Raw genomic sequence first — 19819 nt, forward strand, 5'->3', positions numbered from 1 at the left:
TTTTTATGTCAACTATTTTTTCAAATCTAATTTTTCGGCAAAATAATCACAAAAATCTAGCATCGTATCTGCCATTTTCTCATCATTTGTCGCTCTTTTAAAAGTGTCTGCCATAGCAACTAAGGTCTGATGGAAGAAAATCTTCATTTCATCAACCGGCATTTCTTTGGTCCACAAATCGATGCGCATGCTTTCCTTGGCTTTGCTATCCCAAACGTTAAGCATAATTGCTTTTGACTCTGAAAGCTCTACTCCACCGTCTTTTGCTGTCCAAAAAAGTTTTTCCGGAACACGGTTTTCATCTAATTCGATTAGAAATTTTATTTCTGAGGTATTTTTATTTGACATTATTTCTTGGGTTTGTATTTAGATTTTTCGAAAATTTCTTTGGCATCCGTTTTCATTAACTGGGCTACCGTAACATCATTATTTGCCATAAAAGAGCGAACCATTTGCCATCCGATCCATACTCCAACTTGTCCAGGAGAATCATTATCTATCTCTAAATAAAATTTAGAAAAAGGGGCGGGATCAATAAAGCGATTCGTTAATTTTTGTTCGTCACTAAAAAGCATTTGTCTTTCAACAAAATAACGCCAAATATAGCCTTCATTTTCCTGACACCAAACAATTTGCTCTGGAGTGTATCCCATTTTATCGGCATCGCTAGACTCTGGTAACAAAACATCTTTTAAGTACAGTTGTTTCCCAAAATAAATCATTTGAGACACGAAATTTTTATCTGTAGGAGGAGCAATTTTTCTAGCAGAAAAACTGGTCACAATATCTGGCATGATTTGGCTTTGCTCGAAATTTTGCTTAATGTATTTTGGAAATTGATAAAACTTATGATCTTTTCCTAGATATAATTCTAAAGAAATAATCACTAATGAATCGGCATAAATCGCTTTATTATTATAGTCCATGTCCGAAATCAACGTGATCAATTTCGGCTGTTTTGTTTCTGAAAAATAATATTTCATATGCTTATACAAAGTTTCTAAATCATTTTGCACACTTTCTATATTAGAATATTTTTTTTGAACTTCTGTATAGACTTCTCTCCAAATAGGCGCTTGCATTTTATTCAACCACACTGTATCATTTATCTGTGGAGAGAAAAAATAAGGAAATTGCTTTTTTACTTTCGCTAGAGCTGCAGGAGGGGTTTCAAAAAATATTTTATCAAAACGTTCTACTTTTATTGCTACAGGAGTTTCTTCTATTGCTTTTTCGACTTTAGTTTTTTGATCGCAAGACCAGAAAAGCAAACAAAAAACTATAGGTAATAGATATAATTTCATATGGAGATAATATTTGTTTTTTATTTGAATATGGAATTGATGACCGTTTATATTTTATTGGAGTCATCGAACTCCGTTTTGCATATCTTCATTGGTTTTTACGACCAATTTACGGTATACTCATTTCATTTATTATATTTTAATTAAATTTGTTTCCAAACAAACAGCGAATCAATTGCTCTATTTATTTATTTTGCAAATATACATCCCTGCTTTTTAAAACTTAAACTATTATGACTAAAAAAAGGACCCTTGAAATTGAAAAAATCAACTTACACATTGTGAATTGGTTGAAAACATACGCAGAGAATTCAAAAGTTAATGGATTTGTAATTGGTATATCTGGAGGAGTGGATTCTGCGGTAACCTCAACACTATGTGCCCAAACCGGACTTAAAGTATTATGTGTTGAAATGCCAATTCATCAGGCGCACAGTCATGTTACCCGTGGGCGTGAGCATATTGACCAATTAAAAAAACAATTTCCAAACGTCACTAGTGTTGAAGCAGACTTGACATCGGTTTTTGAAGATTTTCAAAAACAGGTTCCAGAAACAAGTGATTTACACAAGCTACATTTATCACTTGCGAACACACGTTCCCGACTAAGAATGACCACTTTATATTATTTCGCAGGCATTTACGGTCTATTGGTAGCTGGTACAGGAAACAAAGTAGAAGATTTTGGCGTTGGATTTTTTACTAAATATGGAGATGGCGGTGTTGATTTGAGTCCAATTGCAGACTTAATGAAATCCGAAGTATATGCCTTAGGCAGCTATTTAAAAGTTCCAGATTCTATTTTAACAGCAGCCCCTACTGATGGGTTATTTGGGGATGAGCGAACAGATGAAGACCAAATAGGAGCAAGTTACAACGAATTAGAGTGGGCAATGACCATAGAAGAGGAAAAAACAGCTTCAAATTCATTTTCAGAAAGAGAGCTAGAAGTGTTAAAAATTTACAAAAAACTCAACAAAAACAACCAACATAAGATGATTCCTATACCTGTCTGCACTTTTTAATTATGAAAAAAATAATTTGTCCGAAAAATTAGACTTATTCATTTTTTTTTCATAATTTTATAGCTTCATAAACAATCCTAAAAATAAATACCATGATCAAAGTTTGTTTAGCAGATAACTATCCTGTAGTACATTTTGGAATCAAATCGTACTTTAAAGACCATGCGGACATTTCCATCGTTGCAAACGTAGGAAATTTTCCAATGGTGAAAGACATCCTTCTTACGAAGGAAATCGATGTTTTAGTTTTGGACTTAGAACTCGAAGGATTATCTAGCATTTTCGAAGTCAAATCGATTTTGAAAAACTTTCCAAAAACAAAAATTATTTTTTACAGCGGTCTTTCAGAACAGATTTACGCCCCAAATGCCATTAAAGCAGGGGTTTCTGGATTTGTTCACAAAACTGAAAAGCTTGAAACTTTAGGTCAATCGATCATTAAAGTGAACCAAGGAAAAATAATCATGAATGAAACAGTCATGAAAAACATTGCTTTAATAGCGAAACAAAGCAAAAGCGAACGTTTGTACAGAAAACTGTCAAACCGTGAAGTTGAAGTTTTGCGTTATTTAAGTGATGGTAAGAAAAATCATGAAATCGCTGAGATATTAACACTCAACGAAAAAACAATCAGTACTTACAAGTTACGATTGTTAACTAAATTAAACGTTACAAATCTAGTAGATTTAGTAAACAAAGCTAAAACTTTAGAAATCGTTTAACTGTAACGCGACATTACTCTTCCTAATTTTTTCGAAAACGAATTAATTAGCTTGTAGTAATCCATCGCCATTGACATCGACTCTGTATTATCTGAACCTGGTTCATTTGATACAGAGTTTTTTAATTCATCAATAATTTTGTCGACTAAATACCAACGCATCGTAAGTATAGTTTCAGAGACATACTGACCAATGGTTTCGCTTTTAGTTTTAGGAATAATGTTTTGCCCCTCCCAATTATGCAAGACAACTCTTTCATCTTCCATGAGAATATCTGTTACTTCTTGAGCAAAATCAGAATTCAAATGCATTAAATATTTTTCAATTTCTAAATTTTCATTTTGAAGAAAATACTGAATTAAGTCATTAAAAATATCTCTAAATAAAGGGTTCGCCAATTCTACCTCATCTTCCTGCAAACTCAAATACACCCTTTGATATACTTTGTACTCCTTTCTCTCTATTACATTTTCAATTTCTCCATCTTCGTTGGTTTTCAAAAATACATCTTCAAACTCTTCCGTTTTATTTCCGTATAACAATAGAATTTCAATTATTTTGCGTTCCAAACGATAGAGCACATCCACTTTTGCCCCTTGAACTGGGCTTTCATTTTTTACAACTTCAAAAGCCTTTTGATCTTGCTTTACTTTTTTTCCAACCTCGGTTATATCTTTTTGAACCAGCTGAGCCAAAGTACTCGTCAAGACTTGCTCCGAAATATCCATAATTCTTGAACATTCCTGAATATAAATTTCGCGTTGAATTCTATCCGGTATTTTTGAAATACTAGTCACCATATCCCGAATCAAATCCGCTTTTTTGACAGGATCATTCTTGGCATCATTCATCAAAAGAGACGCTTTGAACTGTATAAAATCCTTCGCATTCGTATCCAAATAAGCCACCAAATCATCATAGGACGTTTTTCGAGCAAAACTATCAGGATCCTCTCCATCAGGAAAAGCACATACTTTTACATTCATCCCTTCCTCCAGAATCAAGTCAATTCCACGAACAGAAGCACGAAGCCCTGCAGCATCGCCATCAAAAAGCACAGTGATATTTTTTGTCAGCCTATTGATTAATCGTATTTGATCCGGCGTAAGTGCAGTACCTGATGAAGCTACCACATTCTCGATTCCCGCTTGATTAAACTGAATAACATCAGTATACCCTTCAACCAAAAAACAATTATTTAATTTCGCTATCGATTGTTTGGCCTGAAAAATACCATACAGCACTTTACTTTTATGGTAAATATCACTCTCCGGTGAGTTTAAGTATTTGGCTGATTTTTTATCATTCGTCAAAATTCGACCTCCAAAACCAAGCACTCTTCCCGACATACTCTGTATAGGAAACATTACCCTGCTTTTGAATCGGTCAAATGGTCGATCTTCTCTAGCAATGGTCAAACCGGTACTTTCAAGAAATTCCATTTTATATCCTTTCCCTAATGCTTCCTTTGTAAAAGCATCCCACGTTTCCGGAGAATATCCCAACGAAAATTTCTTGATGGTATCGCTAGTAAAACCACGTTCTTTAAAATACGAAAGCCCAATGGCTTTGCCTTCTTCGGAGTTCAAAAGAATGTCGTGAAAATATTTCTTGGCAAATTCAGAAACTAAATACATACTTTCGCGAACGTCAGTATTTAATTTATCCTCGTCCGATTGTTCCGTTTCCTCAATCTCTATATTGTATTTTTTGGCCAAAAACCGAATCGCTTCCGGATAGGTGAAATGCGAGTGTTCCATCAGGAAAGCCACTGAGTTACCCCCTTTACCCGAACTAAAATCTTTCCAAATTCCTTTTGCTGGAGAAACCATGAAAGAGGGAGAGCGCTCATCCGAGAATGGACTCAACCCTTTGAAATTACTTCCTGCTCTTTTTAAATGTACAAAATCTCCAATAACCTCCTCTACTCGAGCAGTTTCAAAAACAGTATCTATGGTTGCTTGTGATATCAAAACGTATGAGAATATTTAGTTGTAAAAGGCTCGAAAATTCGAGCGAATACAAAAATACACAAATCAAACTTTATAATTCAAAATAAAAAAAGCGCTTCATCGCTGAAACACTTTTCAAAACAAAATACTAACTAATTCTAATTAAAATCAAAACGAAGTCCTAATGAAATATTGTTTTGATCCACTGGATTGTTTTCAAACAAGGGTTTCAAATCATATTTCAAATATACACTTGTTGCTCTATAACCAACATAAGTACTTAACCCGTAATTAAAATCATTTACATTATAATTTCCCTTGGTTTTTTGTTCCACACCATTCCCGCTAGCATCATCAAAACAAAGAATTTGTTTTGATTTTACTCTAAACCCAGCATATCCCCCAAATCCAACTCGCAAACTTTTATGTGTCTTAAAGTAATTAGCTTCATCCCGTATTTCTTTTTTGGTAAAATCAAATTCCAAATGCAGCGGCACCATAACATAAACGTTTCTAAATCGAGATTCGTCTAAATGAACAGAACTAGCTACTAAATCTGTTTGGGCGCCATTTTTAACAAAATAACGGCTATCGGTTGAACGGATATTGTTATACATCAGTGACATTCCGTACTTAAAATGCAACAGATTATCTTCTTTTAAAACTCTGGTGTTATAGGTAAAACCCCATTCATAAAAGTGTGATTTCCAATATTTAAAATCAGAATGGGCTATTTGTTCATTTGTTATCAAATTATTTACCCCAAAAGCAAATACAAATTGAGAAGTGGTTCTTTTTTCACCATTAGAACGTTTTTTATTCGAAAAATAATCTTTACTAAAATGAATGGTAATGGTCTTCGAAGTATCAATGTTTTGGATTTTCCCATCCACTTTTTCTTGGACTAATACATGGAGTTCCTCTTCTAATTTAGCGACTTTGGTCTCTATTGCATTCGCTCTCGATTCTGCTAAAACTTTCTTCTTTTCGTCAGCCTCTTCGTTCGTTAATTTACCCTCCGCCAATTGTTCATTTACTGCTTCAACCTCAACTTTCAACTCTTTTTTTTCTTCTTTTACAACAGCATCTATCTTTGATGCGATCTCTTTTGCCCTACCTTCAAACGATTCTTGACTCAACATTTTGTTGGCAATTAGACATACGAATACTACTAAGTAAATTTTAAAATTCCTCATGATTGTTTTTTTTTAATGTGATTGATGATTTATTTTGAATTTCGATTGCTCAAAGCCAATTTAGCTGTTCTAAATTTTTGATTAACAGTTTTAATTGCTTTTTCTCTAAAACTAAGATCTAATTCGCCATCCACTTGAGTAAGTAATTCATTCGAATTTACTTTAACATTGAATTTGACTACTCTAAGACCATTCTCCTGAGTGGCATTATCTACGGATGCTAATAGTTCGTCAACATTAACATACTTTGATTTTTGCAAAACTAATTTCTGTTCCGCTTTTTGATTGATGATTGGTATTGGATGCTCTTCAATGATACCTTTTTGTGCAACTTGAATTGCTGCATTTGATACTATACTATTAGAATCAATCTCTGATTTCATTTCTTTTGATGCTAATTTCTTTTCAACAACTTTTGTCGTTTCAACTTTCACCAAGTTCACTTTAACAGACTTTACACTTATTTCAGGAGTAATTTTTGGCTCATTAACAACTATATTATCATTATTAATGATTGCTCCTTTCTTATTTTTGTCGAAATACAAAGTGCTTATCATTAAAAATCCTAAAAAACTGGCGGCAATATACATCCATTTAAAATTGCGCTTTGGCTTTTCGGCAACAGTAAGCATAGCGTCCAATCTATCCCATGAAGCTTTTGAAGGGACAATCTCCCTAGTATTAATCTTTTCTCTAAATTGATTTTCTATGACACTATTTTTCATGGCATTATATCTTTCTTGATTCTTAGAAATAAATGAAGGTTATATTGTTTGCACACAAGAATACTTCTCTTTATTTTTTAAAATACTAATTTGACTTTTCAAAATTCTTCGGGCATGGGCAAATTGCGATTTCGAAGTACCTTCATTAATACCCAGCATACTTGCAATTTCTTTGTGTTTATACCCTTCTATGACAAATAGATTAAAAACGATTTTATAACCATCCGGCAAACTATCGATTAAACCTTGAATATCTTCAATAGAAAACTGAATATCGGTTTCATTACCCACTTCTTCAAAACCAACGGTGTCTTCTAAAAAATGAACTTTCTTTTGAACTCTAATAAATGAAATACATTCATTAATCATCGTTCTCCGAATCCAGCCTTCAAAACTTCCTTTGTTTTCAAATCGACTTAAGTTCACAAATACTTTCATGAAAGCGGTAATCATCACATCTTCGGCTAATTGAACGTCTTTTATGTATTGCCTACAAACACTTAACATTTTTGAGGCGTATTTAGAATAAATGCATTGTTGAGCCTGTCGGTTGTTTTTAACAGCCAATGTGATTATTTCGTTTTCTTCCTGATGTAAATTAATTACTTTCAAAATCGTTTAAAAAGTGTTTCTATAACTATAGACGAGAATTAAGACAAAAAGGTTGCATGGATTTAAAATAAAAGTACAATTTATTTAGACAAATAGTACAAGTAGCTATTTGTCAGGTGTTTAAAAAAAATGCTTTTTTTTAGACTTAGAATTTACTTCTTTCTTTCAATAACGTAATTGACCATTAAAATCAGGGCCGATTTAAATTCAGAGTCAGGATAATTATTTAAAAGCAATAATGCTTCTTGTTGAAATTCTACCATTTTATTTTCGGCATAAGCCAAACCATGATTTTCCTTTACAAAAGCAACAACTTCCTTTACTCTTTTTTTATCCTTATTGTGGTTTTTTATCGAATTAATAAGCCAACTTTTCTCTTTTGAAGTACAGGTATTGAGAACATGAATAAGCGGCAATGTCATTTTTTGCTCTTTGATGTCGATACCGGTTGGTTTACCGATCGCTTCTTCTGAATAATCGAACAAATCATCTTTTATTTGAAAAGCCATTCCGATGAGTTCGCCAAATTTTCGCATATTCTCTACCTGAATCTCGTCATCAATAACCGATTTTGCCCCAAGAGCACAACAGGCCGCAATTAAAGTGGCTGTTTTTTTTCGGATTATTTCGTAATAAATAGCTTCGGTAATGTCTAATCTTCGGGCTTTTTCAATCTGTAGTAACTCTCCCTCACTCATTTCACGCACCGCAACCGAAATAATTTTGAGCAAATCGAAATCTCCATTATCTATAGAAAGCAACAATCCTTTGGACAATAAATAATCCCCAACTAGAACGGCAATTTTATTTTTCCAAAGGGCATTTATAGAGAAGAAACCTCTTCGACGATTACTGTCATCCACCACATCATCGTGAACCAAAGTTGCGGTATGAATCAATTCGATTACACAAGCACCTCGATACGTTCTCTCATCAACAACACCTTTTGAAACCATTTTCGCCATCAAGAAAACAAACATAGGTCGCATTTGCTTTCCTTTTCTATTGACGATATAATAGGTAATACGATTCAAAAGCGCCACTTTTGAAGTCATCGATTCATAGAACTTTTTTTCAAAAAGTTCCATTTCGTGTAAAATTGGCTGCTTTATTTGTGAAGTAATATTCATTTAGACACCAAATATACTATTTTAAATAAAAAAAACGTTTATCAAATTACACAACTATATTGTTTTTTTTGTGGATTTTAATTCCTACAAAACATATTTCAGTATAGCGTACTCAAAAAACACCTTGTAAAACGCAAAATTCTATGACATTAATTTTACAAATGGTAAAAGCCATAACTTCTAATTTTTATCAAGCCTAAAACAAGTGCTTTATTTACAAAAAAGCAGCACACCAACTGACTTAAAAACACTTATACTTTAAAAAACAAAAAAAACAATCTCACTTGAGGTTAAACCTTTTCCAAATTTAAACATCAAACAGAAAACCTAAAAACCATTTTATTATGAAAACAAAAAAATTATTTATTGGCTCATTTATGGCGATAGCCTTTTTTATTAGCTGCGAATCAAATGACAAAGATCAAAATTCAACAGCAACTACCGCTTCAGAACAAGTTGCAATTGATTCAAAAATTGATGCTTCAATTGAAGATCTGTCTAATATTGCAGAAGACCAATTTTCGATGAAACAAAGTATGACCAGTAAGTCTACAGAAACCATAAAAAGCATGCTACCTGCTTGCGCTATAGTATCGTGGACTTTAAAGGATGGTATTTTTACAGGAACAATTGATTTTGGGACAGAAGGCTGTACTCTTGAAAACGGAAATGTTTTAAAAGGCAAAATAACCATTACTTTCTCTGGTAATTTCACAACTGCCGAGCAAACCATTACCTATAGTTTTGATGCATTTTACCATAACGGCAAAAAAATTCAAGGCAGCAAAACCATTACCAGATCACTTAAAAGTACTGAGCTACTAGCTGCTGTACATCCCGTATTTACATGTACCATCGATATTACCGTAACTTTTGAAGACGGATCCGTTTATACTAGAACAGGAAATAGAGTGAAAGAAATGGTGGAAGGCTACGATACCAAAGGCATTTGGAGCGACAATGTTTTCCTTGTTACAGGAAGCGGTGCTACAACCATGCCAAATGGCAACAATTGGTCTAGCATTATTAAAACCCCTCTGCGTTTTGTAATGGCTTGCAAAAAACCATTCCCTGTTTCGGGTACTGTACTGAAAACCAAAAATGATGTTGAAATTTTGGTAGATTTTGGAACTGGAGAATGTGACAATGTCGCTACTGTAACCACTGGAGGTATTACTACTACAATAGAATTAAAGAAATAGAAGGTTTATTATAAAACAGAAAGCCTTAAAAAGTAACTCACACTACTTTTTAAGGCTTTCTTATTTGTACACTTTTAAATCTAGGCTTCTTTATTGGCCAATTGTCCGCAGGCGGCATCTATATCTTTACCTCGGCTTCGTCTTACTTTCACAACAATTCCGGAGGACTCTAATGCTTTTATATAGGCATTTATAGATTCTTCTGAGGCTTGTTGAAATTCTCCATCATCAATTGGATTGTACTCTATTAGGTTGACCTTGCAAGGAACGTATTTACAAAATTTCACTAGGGCATCAATAGAAGCTTTGTTATCATTGATATCTTTCCACACCACATATTCATACGATATTTTACTTTTTGTTTTTCGGTACCAATATTCTAATGACTCTCTTAAATCAGCTAAAGGAAAATTCTCGCTAAAAGGCATAATTCGAGAACGGATTTCATCAATTGCAGAGTGCAAAGAAACTGCCAACTTGAATTTAACATCATCATCTGCCAATTTTTTAATCATTTTTGGCACACCCGAAGTCGAAACCATAATCCTTTTCGGAGACATTCCCAATCCTTCGGGAGAGGTAATCATTTCAATCGCCTTCAAAACATTATTATAATTCATAAGCGGCTCACCCATTCCCATAAAAACAATATTCGACAGCGGATGATTGTAATACAGCCTACTCTCTTTATCTATAGCGATTACTTGATCGTAAATTTCAGCAGGTTCTAGATTTCGCATACGTTTCAATCGAGCCGTTGCACAAAAATTACAATCCAAACTACACCCTACTTGACTCGATACACAAGCAGTAGTTCTGGTAGCAGTAGGTATTAAAACACTCTCCACCACTAAACCATCGTGCAAACGAACCGCATTTTTAACCGTTCCGTCTTCACTACGCTGCATCGTATCTACTTTGATGTGATTGATCACAAAATGTTCTTCTAGCATCGTACGAGTAGTTTTGGCCACATTCGTCATATCCTCAAAACTGTGCGCTCCTTTACTCCACAACCATTCATAGACTTGATTCCCACGAAAAGCTTTATCTCCATTGGTTACAAAAAAATCTCTCAATTGGTCTTTGGATAGTGCTCGTATGTCTTTTTTCTCAATTTGCATGGTGCAAATTTAATGACAATTTGTTGAATTGTTGTTTTGATAGCAAAATTTTAAGAATAAGTAAGCTAAAAAAACCATTCCTACCTTATATACTCCCTACCTTATATAGAAATTTGTAACTTTACCCGAAATTTCAACAACCCACAAAATGCATTTTATTTCCCAAGATTTAGAAGATTATATTGAGCAACATTCTGAAAAAGAACCCCCATTACTGGCGGCTTTAAACAAAGAAACCTATCAAAAAATATTGTTGCCTAGAATGCTGAGTGGTCATTTTCAGGGGCGGGTTTTGAGTATGTTGTCTAAATTGATCCGACCTATGAATATCCTGGAAATCGGGACTTACACGGGTTACTCGGCTTTGTGTTTGTGCGAAGGCATGCAGGAAAACGGACAATTGCACACGATAGACATCAAGGAAGAGTTGGTCGATTTTCAACGCAAGCATTTTGACAAATCTCCTTGGGGGAAACAGATTGTACAACATTTGGGAGAAGCTGTGGATATCATCCCAAATCTAGATCTAAAATTTGATTTGGTTTTTATCGATGCCGACAAAGAAAACTACCTTAACTATTTTGAATTGATTCTGCCAAAAATGAATAAAGGTGGCATCATTTTATCGGATAATGTATTGTGGAGCGGCAAAGTTCTGGAACCAATACACCCGAATGACATCAGCACCAAAATACTGGTAGAATACAATCAATTACTTAAAGACGACCCGAGAGTAGAAACGGTTTTATTACCTATTCGAGATGGATTGACGGTTAGTAGGGTGATTTAAGATTGCAGATTTTTGATTAACGATTTTTGATTTACTGCCGATCTATAGCAACTTGCAAAGCATTTCTAAAATTAAAAAACGCAACAAAATCACTCTAAAACAGACGATTTTTTTCCTCAACGAAATCTTAAATCGTTAATCTACAATCAAAAATCTTAAATCCTTTTTCTTTTAATTGCCCATTGGTAGGCTTTGTAAATGGCAAAACCGGTTAAGAATCCGCATAAATATCCTGTAAGAATGTCTAAAGGATAATGCAAGCCTAAGTAAATCCTACTGTAAGCAAAGATTAACGGCCATAGAAACAATAAACCGAAGTATCTGAATTCGTTCTTAAAGTTAAGATATAAAAAAGTTGCCACCGCCATGGTATTGGCTGCGTGTCCGGAGAAAAAACTAAAAGAAGTACGCACTTGAACGACTCTAATAAAAGTGTTAATTTCGGGATTGTTACAAGGTCTTAACCTTTGGAATGTATATTTGAATAGATTGGTAATTTGGTCTGTAGCTGTTATCAAAAAGGCAACAAAAAGCAACAAAAACAAAGTTTGCTTTACTCCTAATTTTTTATAAATAAGATAAAATAAGAGCAGAAAAAATGGAGTCCAATAAAACTGTTTGGTTATAATAAGCCAAAGCCCATCATAGTTTTCAGATCCTAAGCTGTTGAGATAAATAAATAATTGGGTATCTAGAGCAAGTATTTTTTCGAGCATTACATTTGGCGTTTTATAGGCCCTGTTAGATCATCTAAAAGAGATGCTGCATCAGGAGTCGTTGTGCCACTTAGTAAACTATCTTTGGTTTTATTGACTTCGGAAGTGAATGTATCCGTAATTCCGCTGAATGTATTGGACGTTTCGCCTAAAAGATTTGTTTTTACTTTATCAATTTCGGAATTAACATTACCTGTTAAGTCATTCAAGGTTTTTTGATCAAAACCATTGGCTTCGGCTCCTTTTTGAATTTCACTTTTGAGATCATTGGTAGCGTTTTTGAGTTGCGCCATAGCTTTCCCCATAGTCCTTGCCATTTCTGGCACCTTGTCTGAACCGAAAAGCATCAAAACTATAAACATAATAAAAACTAATTCGCCTCCTCCTATTCCAAACATAATTTTTGTGTTTTAATGTGACAAAGATATTAAATTTTAAAACTTTGTCTTTTAAAATTGTCTTAAAAAGAACAAAGATGCTAAGTTTCAATCCCGATAGCTATCGGGATAGGAACTTAGCATCTTTGTAACTTAGTCTCTTCTCCTTAAAATTAATCGAACTTTGATTTCACTTCTACTTTTGGCCATGAATTATTGGTCACATCAATATCAGCTGTTTCTAGTTTTGGATCGATTTGAATTTGTTTTATTGCTTTAGTGGTAGCATACACTTTCTTAGCCGTTTCGTTATTTTGTCTCCAAATCTGTGCAGGGTATTTATAATTATCTACCGTTCCGTCTTCATAGGTAATTTGAACAATAATAGGCATTGGCATTCCACCTGGTTTATTGAATTCTACCTCATAGAAATACTTTGGGTTTTTCAAGTTTCCTTTTTCTGCAGGAGCAATATTTTTATCTACATAATCTGAAAGTAATGCTACTTCTTCTATTTTTAAAGATTTCTTCGAAGATGGATCCAATTCTGGGTTATCCCCAGCAATTAAATACACGAATGGACCTTTTTCCTGTCCAAAACGACCTTTTCTTACTTTAGCCTCTTTCAAAGCAAGTGTTGGTGTTTCGGTAACATAATATTGCTTTACCTCGTTAATACCGATATCTACAAAGTCTGTCGAGTAAAACCAACCTCTAAAAAACCAATCTAAATCGACTGCCGAAGCATCTTCCATCGTTCTAAAAAAATCTTCAGGTGTTGGGTGTTTGAATTTCCATCTGTTGGCATATACCTTAAAAGCATAATCAAACAACTCTCTTCCCATAATAGTTTCTCTAAGAATATTAAGTCCCGTAGCTGGTTTCCCGTAGGCGTTATTCCCAAATTGAATGATATTTTCGGAGTTAGACATAATCGGTTCCAAGAATTTTTGATCGCCACTCATATAAGGAACAATATTTTTTGCCGGCCCACGTCTTGAAGGGTAATTGGTTCCCAATTCTTGTTCAGCCATATACTCCATAAAAGAGTTCAAACCCTCGTCCATCCATGTCCATTGACGCTCATCCGAATTGACAATCATAGGAAAAAAATTGTGTCCTACTTCATGAACCACAACACCTATCATCCCGTTTTTAATTTGCTCGCTAGTCACTCCATTCGCATCTGGACGTCCGTAATTCCAGCAAATCATAGGGTATTCCATTCCTTGATCTTCTGCCGAAACAGAAACCGCTTTTGGATATGGATAATCAAATGTATGTGAAGAATAACTTTTTAACGTATGTGCTACTGTCATTGTAGACGTTTCTCCCCAAAGTGGATTCGCTTCTTTAGGATAAACCGATTCGGCCATTACTACTTTGCTGCTCAATTGAACCGCCATTGCATCATAAATGAATTTTCTTGAAGTCGCTATTCCAAAATCCCTAACGTTTTTAGCACTGAATTTCCAAGTTTTCTTTTTATCCGAGAATCCTTTTTCAGCAGCTTCAGCTTCGGCTTGAGTTACAATAACCACAGGCTTATCAAATGATTTTTGAGCCAATTCGTATCTTTTTACCTGTTCAGCCGTAAAGACTTCGCTTCTGTTCATTAACTCTCCCGTTGCATCCATAATATGGTCTGCAGGAACGGTAATATTTACATCAAAATTCCCGAAAGGCAGCGCAAATTCACCACCACCCCAAAATTGCATGTTTTGCCAACCTTCTACATCATTATACACTGCCATTCTTGGGTAAAATTGTGCTATAACGTACAATCTATTGCCTTCTTTTTCGAATAACTCATAACCGGAACGCCCACCGTCTTGTTGGTAATTATTGATGTTATACCACCATTTGATAGAAAAAGAAAGACTCGTTCCAGGCTTCATTGGCGTAGCCAAATTGATGCGCATCATGGTTTGATTGACAGTATAAGACATTGGACTTCCCTTAGCATCTTTTACATATTCTATATTAAAACCACGATCCAATCCTTGTTTCAAATATTCATTGGCAAATTTTGCAACAGGCAAAACAGCTTCTATTTTCTCATTTTCGACTAATGGAGACTGAGAATTTTTGGCCGCTTGATTTTGATCCAATTGTATCCATAAATACTCCAAACTGTCAGGAGAATTATTATGGTACGTTATTGTTTCAGAACCACTTAATTTTGCGTTTTTATCATCAAGTTCTATGTCAATTTTATAATCGGCTTGTTGTTGGTAATAGGCTGGGCCTGGAGCTCCAGATGCGGTACGAAACATATTGGGAGTTGCCAACAAATCATACATTTGACTGAATTTATTGGTGTCATATTTACCCGGCTGCTTTACAGTTGGTGTAACTACTTTTTCTTGTGCCAATAAAATTGTTGGAAGAATAAATAATAATGAAAATTTTCTCATATACTAGCGTTCGAGTTGTTTTTAGGCCGTGAAAATAACAATTTTAAATAGAATTGTTAATATCCCTCAATACTTTAACACTTGTTTAGTATAAGTCTCTGTAAAAAGAAAGCTTTTTTTGGTTTCAAATACAGCTAGATGTATGATATTTTGCTGTTCTGCAAAACAATCAATTAGTACCGAATTATGAATTTCGAGTGTGTTTATTTTTGAAATTTCTTTGATATTCAAATAACAAACGAGTACATCTCCATCCATTTCTTTACTCAAAAAATTCATGGTTTTGGGTTGTCCATTTACTTTAATAGAGAAATTTTCGGCAAGGTATTTTTTTAATAAACCGACATCTTCAACTGACTCTTTATCGGTTCCTAAAAAGGTTTTTTTATTGTATTTTTTTGCTAAAGCACCATTGAAGTCATCCAGAAAAATACGGGAAGTAATTTGAAGCATTTTCTTTTCGGGTGCAAAATTAATTTGATAAATCGCCATATAAAACTTATGCACAGCAAAACTGCTTAACGACATCAAAAAGAACCCTAAAAGCCCATAAATTATTACCTTTTTCATTTTTCAAAAGTAGTAATATTTTTGAACTCCTCGTTTTTTGTTATTAAAAAATCCATGATGTCGAATTGTTTGCTTGTGCTGACAAACGTTTTAGACTTCGGATCGTTTTCGCAAAAAAGAAGAAATAAACCTATCTCATCATCATCCAGTTTTAGAGTGTTGGTAAAAAAAGAATAACTAACACTTTTCATCGCTATGGATGTAAAACCCATATCCGAAACAAAATCGGTTTTATTAGGATTGGTTTTTTTCAAATTTTTAAAAACCATATTATAAACTCGAATGCAATCTATCCCATTATCACCTGTGCCCGTTGGCATCATTAAAGGATTTTCCGGTGAAGACAACGCATCATCATAATATTGTGTATCAACAATACTTTGAGTGTTTCCAAATTCGGGTGGTGACCCTTTTTTGGCATGAACCACCACTTCTATCAATTGACGGGCAATTGCCTGAAGATTGACTCTAAAAAAAGAAGAGGAAATATCCTTTTCGGTAAGTACTATTTTTTTGCTCTTAAATCCTAAACTGGAAAAAACTAAGGTGTCTTTTGCTTTTACCAAAATACTAAAATAGCCTTTCTGGTCTATAATAGATCCCGTTTTGGCATTTACATTAAAAACCAACCCATTTTCTATTGCGATAGAATCATTTACAACCCTACCGTGCAATGATTTTCTGGTCAGGATTTGACCCAAACAAACTTGACAACACATCAACAAAATAAGGATTCCTATTTTACTTTTCATTTGTGATCTTTTAAAATTTAATAAAAAACACCAACTATTAAAATTGGTATTTTTGAATCTATTAAATTTACAACTTTATTTGATTCAATAATCTATGACTATGTGTTATTTTTTATGAAAATTTTCAGGAATTAAAAGTGTCAAAATCAGAAATTGAAAATCTATTGAATGCCTTATTTAGACTGAAGTAACTTTTTGAAAGCAATATTTTTAGTAATCAAAAAATCCATCATCTGAAAGGTATTATTCGAATTCAATATTTTCTTTGCATTTTCATCTGCTTCACAAAAAATCAAGAAAAGAGCCACTTCCTCGTCCTTAAGTTTTAAGGTGTTTTTAAAAAATTCTGGCTTAAAATCCCTTTGCACTTTCTCCATAAAAATTTCATCTGGCAAAGTAGACAGTTTTTTCCCATTCTTTTTTTTGAACAAACCACCAATCAACGTAAATATTTCGCCAAAATCAGCTCCATTCTCAATTCCGTAATAAGGCATGGTTCTATTTATTGGAGAAGACTGAGCATCATCCATAAACTTCATCCCTAAAATTTCTTTTGAACTCAAAATTTTGGGGGTAATTTGTTTTCTTACAACAACTTCTTTTAACTGATTGTTGAACAACTCTGTTTTTACAACAAATAGCCTTTGTTTAAAATCCATATCAGTTAAAACCATTTTCTTTGATTTTAAAGCCAAACTAGTAAGTAACAAAGTGTCTTTTGGCATGGCCATTATATCAAAAAAACCATTGGCACCAATAAAAGTGGTCGTTTTTGAATTTAAATTAAACACGTAGCCGTTTTCTACAGCAATAGAATCATTGATTACTTGTCCATGCAAGGATTGCCTTAATTGCGTTTGCCCAAAACAAAAATGACTTAACAAAAACAAAATAACGACACCCAATCTATTTCCCATAAACCCTTTTTTGATTATAATTAGATGCCAGACCCACGATCAAAAACATACTCATGGTCTTGTTTTTTGATTGCAAAGAACTAGCAAAGCCAGCATCTTCTACACAATAATATTGAAAACCCTTGATGAGTTCTTCAGGTATTTTTAAGGTTTCGATATAATATTTGTCTTCAAAAAGGTATTCTAATTTTGCCCTCAAAACTTCTTTTTTCTCGAGTTCCACTTCTTTTTTGAGCATTTTGGTTCTGCCCGAGAAATAATTCAACAGCGCATCTGTAGGAGTAGAAGTAGCCGTGTATACTTTCCTTTCAGCTGGGGTTAACTTTATTTGGCCCCGAGGGATTATTCCTAAATTCTCGGCACTTATTTCAGAATTTCCATTAATAATTACTTCCTTCAATTCTACACTTGTAGCCGTCATATTCACGACAATGCTACCCAATTTGAATTCTTGTTTGTTTATGATTTTTCGCAAAGACTCATAATCAGCCGCGGAGAAACTCAGAACATCTCCTTCCTTTGCCACAATAGAGAAATTACCATATTGATCTGAAATCGAATTAATTTTACTGGAAGTATTAATGATATTTATCCCTTCCAGAGGAATAGCCTCTGACATTATTTGCCCCTTAACCCATTTTTCCAATCCCGCTTGTGCAGATAAAAATTGGGCAAAAAAAAGAAAAATAATAAGAAGGGTAATGTTGTTTTTCACAAGCTGATTTTTTGGTTTTAGAACCATTTCTAATTATTAAGCTATAATTGTCTGATTTTTTTTAATTGTTTTCAGTTCCTTTTTGGCTTCGCATTTTTCAACATGATTTTCCTTTTCAGTATAAACCTTTAAAATTTCCTTATCCTTTTGCTCGTCACAAACAGTTATTTGCGACACTATTTGCATCGTAATTAAAACCAAAAACTGAATCAAGCATACAATAACTTTTGTCATGATTTATCATTTGTAAAATGTAAAAGTATCCTAATCTCTTCCAAATTAATTACTAATGGTTTGGTAAAAATTTGTTAATTAAAAATTTACCCTCCTCTTTTAAAAAGTTTCATTTTATATCTTTACACTAAACTTATTTACTTAAATGAAATGAAAAATTGCATTATCGCCAGTACCTCAACTCTTCCTGGAGGAGAGTATCTAGAATATTTATTACCCGAATTAAGTTTGCATTTTCAAGATTGCAAAAAAATTCTTTTCATCCCTTTTTCAAGACCCAGTGGCATTACTCATGAAGAATACACCGCTAAAGTTGCTTTGGCTTTCGCCAAAATAAATAAAACGGTCCAAGGACTTCATGAATACGAAAACCCTGAGGAAGCTATTCAAAAAGCGGAAGGCATTTTTACAGGGGGAGGCAATACTTTTTTATTGGTTACACAATTGTATAAAAATAAAATCATGGACGTTTTAGCCGAAACCGTTAAAGCAGGAACTCCCTATTTGGGTACTAGCGCAGGAAGCAACATTTGCGGATTAACGATGCAAACTACCAATGACATGCCTATTGTTTACCCACCCAGCTTTCAAACGTTAGGATTGATACCATTTAATTTGAATGCGCATTATTTAGACCCAGACGACCAGTCCAAACATATGGGAGAAACCAGAGAAACCAGGATAAAGGAATTTCATGCTTTCAATTCGTTACCGGTTTTAGGATTAAGAGAAGGAAGTTGGCTAGACGTAAAAGGAGAAAAAATCACTTTAAAAGGAAATTTACAAGCGCGTCTTTTTAGACAAAATCAAGAAGCTAAAGAATTAGAAAGCGGAAGCGATTTAAGCGATTTGAAATAAAAATTAAAAACCATTAGAAGATTGCAACTACTCAGTTGTAGAAATTTCAACACGAATTGCACTAATTAGCACTAATTGCTAGTTTAGTTTTTACAAAAATCACACGAATCCATTGCATTGAAATATGGCTATTAAAGATCAATTCTAAAAGTTGTGATAAAATATTAAATGCAAAAAAACCATTAAGACATTAAGACTCATTAAGGAAAAGCGATTCTTAATTTACTTAATCTCTTAATGGTTAAAATTTCGCACAAAAAAACCCCAAACTTTAGTTTGGGGTTTTGGAGCGAAAGACGAGGCTCGAACTCGCGACAACCAGCTTGGAAGGCTGGAGCTCTACCAACTGAGCTACTTTCGCATTAATCATTAAAATTTAACCCTTTAAATCAAAATTGACTTAGAGCGAAAGACGAGGCTCGAACTCGCGACAACCAGCTTGGAAGGCTGGAGCTCTACCAACTGAGCTACTTTCGCATTA

Annotated in this window: 21 protein-coding genes and 2 tRNA genes; 5 read left to right on the forward strand and 18 right to left on the reverse strand. The window is 34.0% G+C overall.

Annotation, left to right across the window (positions count from 1 at the left end; all coding sequences use genetic code 11):
* Positions 1-12: 12 nt before the first annotated feature.
* Positions 13-348 (reverse strand): gliding motility protein GldC, encoded by a 336-nt coding sequence (gene gldC, locus DB891_RS12175; RefSeq protein WP_116763852.1) that lies wholly within the window; start codon positions 346-348, stop codon positions 13-15.
* On the reverse strand, positions 348-1304 hold the full coding sequence (gene gldB, locus DB891_RS12180; RefSeq protein ID WP_116763853.1) for a gliding motility lipoprotein GldB: 957 nt from the start codon (positions 1302-1304) through the stop codon (positions 348-350). Before gldB ends, gldC begins: the two co-directional genes overlap by 1 nt.
* A gap of 233 nt (positions 1305-1537) precedes the next feature.
* On the opposite strand from gldB, the gene nadE reads away from it, so the two are divergent.
* Positions 1538-2329, forward strand: coding sequence for an NAD(+) synthase (nadE, locus tag DB891_RS12185; RefSeq protein ID WP_116763854.1), 792 nt, complete (start codon positions 1538-1540; stop codon positions 2327-2329).
* 92 nt (positions 2330-2421) lie between these two features.
* Complete coding sequence (locus DB891_RS12190; RefSeq protein ID WP_116763855.1) at positions 2422-3051, forward strand: response regulator transcription factor; 630 nt, start codon at positions 2422-2424, stop codon at positions 3049-3051.
* Here DB891_RS12190 and dnaG read toward each other — a convergent pair.
* The 5 genes from dnaG to DB891_RS12215 all read right to left on the reverse strand — a co-directional run bounded on the left by dnaG (position 3048) and on the right by DB891_RS12215 (position 8666).
* Complete coding sequence (gene dnaG / locus DB891_RS12195) at positions 3048-5024, reverse strand: DNA primase (protein ID WP_116763856.1); 1977 nt, start codon at positions 5022-5024, stop codon at positions 3048-3050. The genes DB891_RS12190 and dnaG overlap by 4 nt on opposite strands.
* Before the next feature lie 137 nt (positions 5025-5161).
* Entirely contained in the window at positions 5162-6199 is a 1038-nt protein-coding gene (locus DB891_RS12200) for a hypothetical protein (protein WP_116763857.1), read from the reverse strand.
* A 29-nt stretch (positions 6200-6228) separates the two neighbouring features.
* Positions 6229-6924: a hypothetical protein gene (locus DB891_RS12205; protein ID WP_116763858.1), complete on the reverse strand. Its 696-nt coding sequence runs from the start codon at positions 6922-6924 to the stop codon at positions 6229-6231.
* A 39-nt stretch (positions 6925-6963) separates the two neighbouring features.
* Positions 6964-7536, reverse strand: a complete 573-nt coding sequence (locus DB891_RS12210; protein ID WP_116763859.1) for an RNA polymerase sigma factor — start codon at positions 7534-7536, stop codon at positions 6964-6966.
* A gap of 152 nt (positions 7537-7688) precedes the next feature.
* A complete protein-coding gene (locus DB891_RS12215; protein ID WP_116763860.1) occupies positions 7689-8666 on the reverse strand; it encodes a polyprenyl synthetase family protein in 978 nt (325 codons plus the stop codon).
* 344 nt (positions 8667-9010) lie between these two features.
* On the opposite strand from DB891_RS12215, the gene DB891_RS12220 reads away from it, so the two are divergent.
* Positions 9011-9868, forward strand: coding sequence for a hypothetical protein (locus DB891_RS12220; protein ID WP_116763861.1), 858 nt, complete (start codon positions 9011-9013; stop codon positions 9866-9868).
* A gap of 80 nt (positions 9869-9948) precedes the next feature.
* Here the strand turns inward: DB891_RS12220 and rlmN are convergent, their stop codons facing one another.
* On the reverse strand, positions 9949-10992 hold the full coding sequence (rlmN, locus tag DB891_RS12225; protein ID WP_116763862.1) for a 23S rRNA (adenine(2503)-C(2))-methyltransferase RlmN: 1044 nt from the start codon (positions 10990-10992) through the stop codon (positions 9949-9951).
* Positions 10993-11140: 148 nt separating this feature from the next.
* Here rlmN and DB891_RS12230 point away from each other — a divergent pair, with 148 nt between their 5' ends.
* On the forward strand, positions 11141-11782 hold the full coding sequence (locus DB891_RS12230; protein ID WP_116763863.1) for an O-methyltransferase: 642 nt from the start codon (positions 11141-11143) through the stop codon (positions 11780-11782).
* A 155-nt stretch (positions 11783-11937) separates the two neighbouring features.
* Here DB891_RS12230 and DB891_RS12235 read toward each other — a convergent pair whose 3' ends face one another.
* The 8 genes from DB891_RS12235 to DB891_RS12270 form a co-directional block, all read right to left on the reverse strand.
* Positions 11938-12498, reverse strand: a complete 561-nt coding sequence (locus DB891_RS12235; RefSeq protein ID WP_116763864.1) for a phosphatase PAP2 family protein — start codon at positions 12496-12498, stop codon at positions 11938-11940.
* The gene (locus DB891_RS12240; protein ID WP_116763865.1) at positions 12498-12896 is read right to left on the reverse strand and encodes a twin-arginine translocase TatA/TatE family subunit; all 399 of its coding nucleotides are present in this window, start codon (positions 12894-12896) and stop codon (positions 12498-12500) included. The genes DB891_RS12235 and DB891_RS12240 overlap by 1 nt, the downstream gene beginning before the upstream one ends.
* A 152-nt stretch (positions 12897-13048) precedes the next feature.
* Positions 13049-15292, reverse strand: coding sequence for a M1 family metallopeptidase (locus tag DB891_RS12245; RefSeq protein WP_116763866.1), 2244 nt, complete (start codon positions 15290-15292; stop codon positions 13049-13051).
* A 66-nt stretch (positions 15293-15358) separates the two neighbouring features.
* Positions 15359-15862: a DUF6702 family protein gene (locus DB891_RS12250; protein WP_116763867.1), complete on the reverse strand. Its 504-nt coding sequence runs from the start codon at positions 15860-15862 to the stop codon at positions 15359-15361.
* Positions 15859-16614, reverse strand: a complete 756-nt coding sequence (locus DB891_RS12255) for a peptidase associated/transthyretin-like domain-containing protein (protein WP_116763868.1) — start codon at positions 16612-16614, stop codon at positions 15859-15861. Before DB891_RS12255 ends, DB891_RS12250 begins: the two co-directional genes overlap by 4 nt.
* A 173-nt stretch (positions 16615-16787) precedes the next feature.
* Positions 16788-17531: a hypothetical protein gene (locus DB891_RS12260; RefSeq protein ID WP_116763869.1), complete on the reverse strand. Its 744-nt coding sequence runs from the start codon at positions 17529-17531 to the stop codon at positions 16788-16790.
* Positions 17521-18246 carry a carboxypeptidase-like regulatory domain-containing protein gene (locus tag DB891_RS12265; RefSeq protein WP_116763877.1) on the reverse strand — a complete coding sequence of 242 codons (726 nt, stop codon included), beginning with the start codon at positions 18244-18246 and terminating at the stop codon, positions 17521-17523. Before DB891_RS12265 ends, DB891_RS12260 begins: the two co-directional genes overlap by 11 nt.
* Positions 18247-18282: 36 nt before the next feature.
* A complete protein-coding gene (locus DB891_RS12270; protein ID WP_116763870.1) occupies positions 18283-18480 on the reverse strand; it encodes a hypothetical protein in 198 nt (65 codons plus the stop codon).
* Between the two features lie 150 nt (positions 18481-18630).
* Between DB891_RS12270 and pepE the strand changes: the two genes are divergently transcribed.
* Complete coding sequence (gene pepE / locus DB891_RS12275; RefSeq protein WP_116763871.1) at positions 18631-19338, forward strand: dipeptidase PepE; 708 nt, start codon at positions 18631-18633, stop codon at positions 19336-19338.
* A gap of 285 nt (positions 19339-19623) precedes the next feature.
* Here the strand turns inward: pepE and DB891_RS12280 are convergent.
* Together DB891_RS12280 and DB891_RS12285 are read right to left on the reverse strand one after the other, a co-directional pair.
* Positions 19624-19699, reverse strand: a tRNA-Gly gene (locus DB891_RS12280).
* 43 nt (positions 19700-19742) lie between these two features.
* Positions 19743-19815: transfer RNA gene (locus DB891_RS12285), tRNA-Gly, on the reverse strand.
* Between the last annotated feature and the right edge of the window lie 4 nt (positions 19816-19819).

Source organism: Flavobacterium laiguense, assembly GCF_003097655.1.
In the GTDB taxonomy this organism is placed as follows: Bacteria; Bacteroidota; Bacteroidia; order Flavobacteriales; family Flavobacteriaceae; genus Flavobacterium; species Flavobacterium laiguense.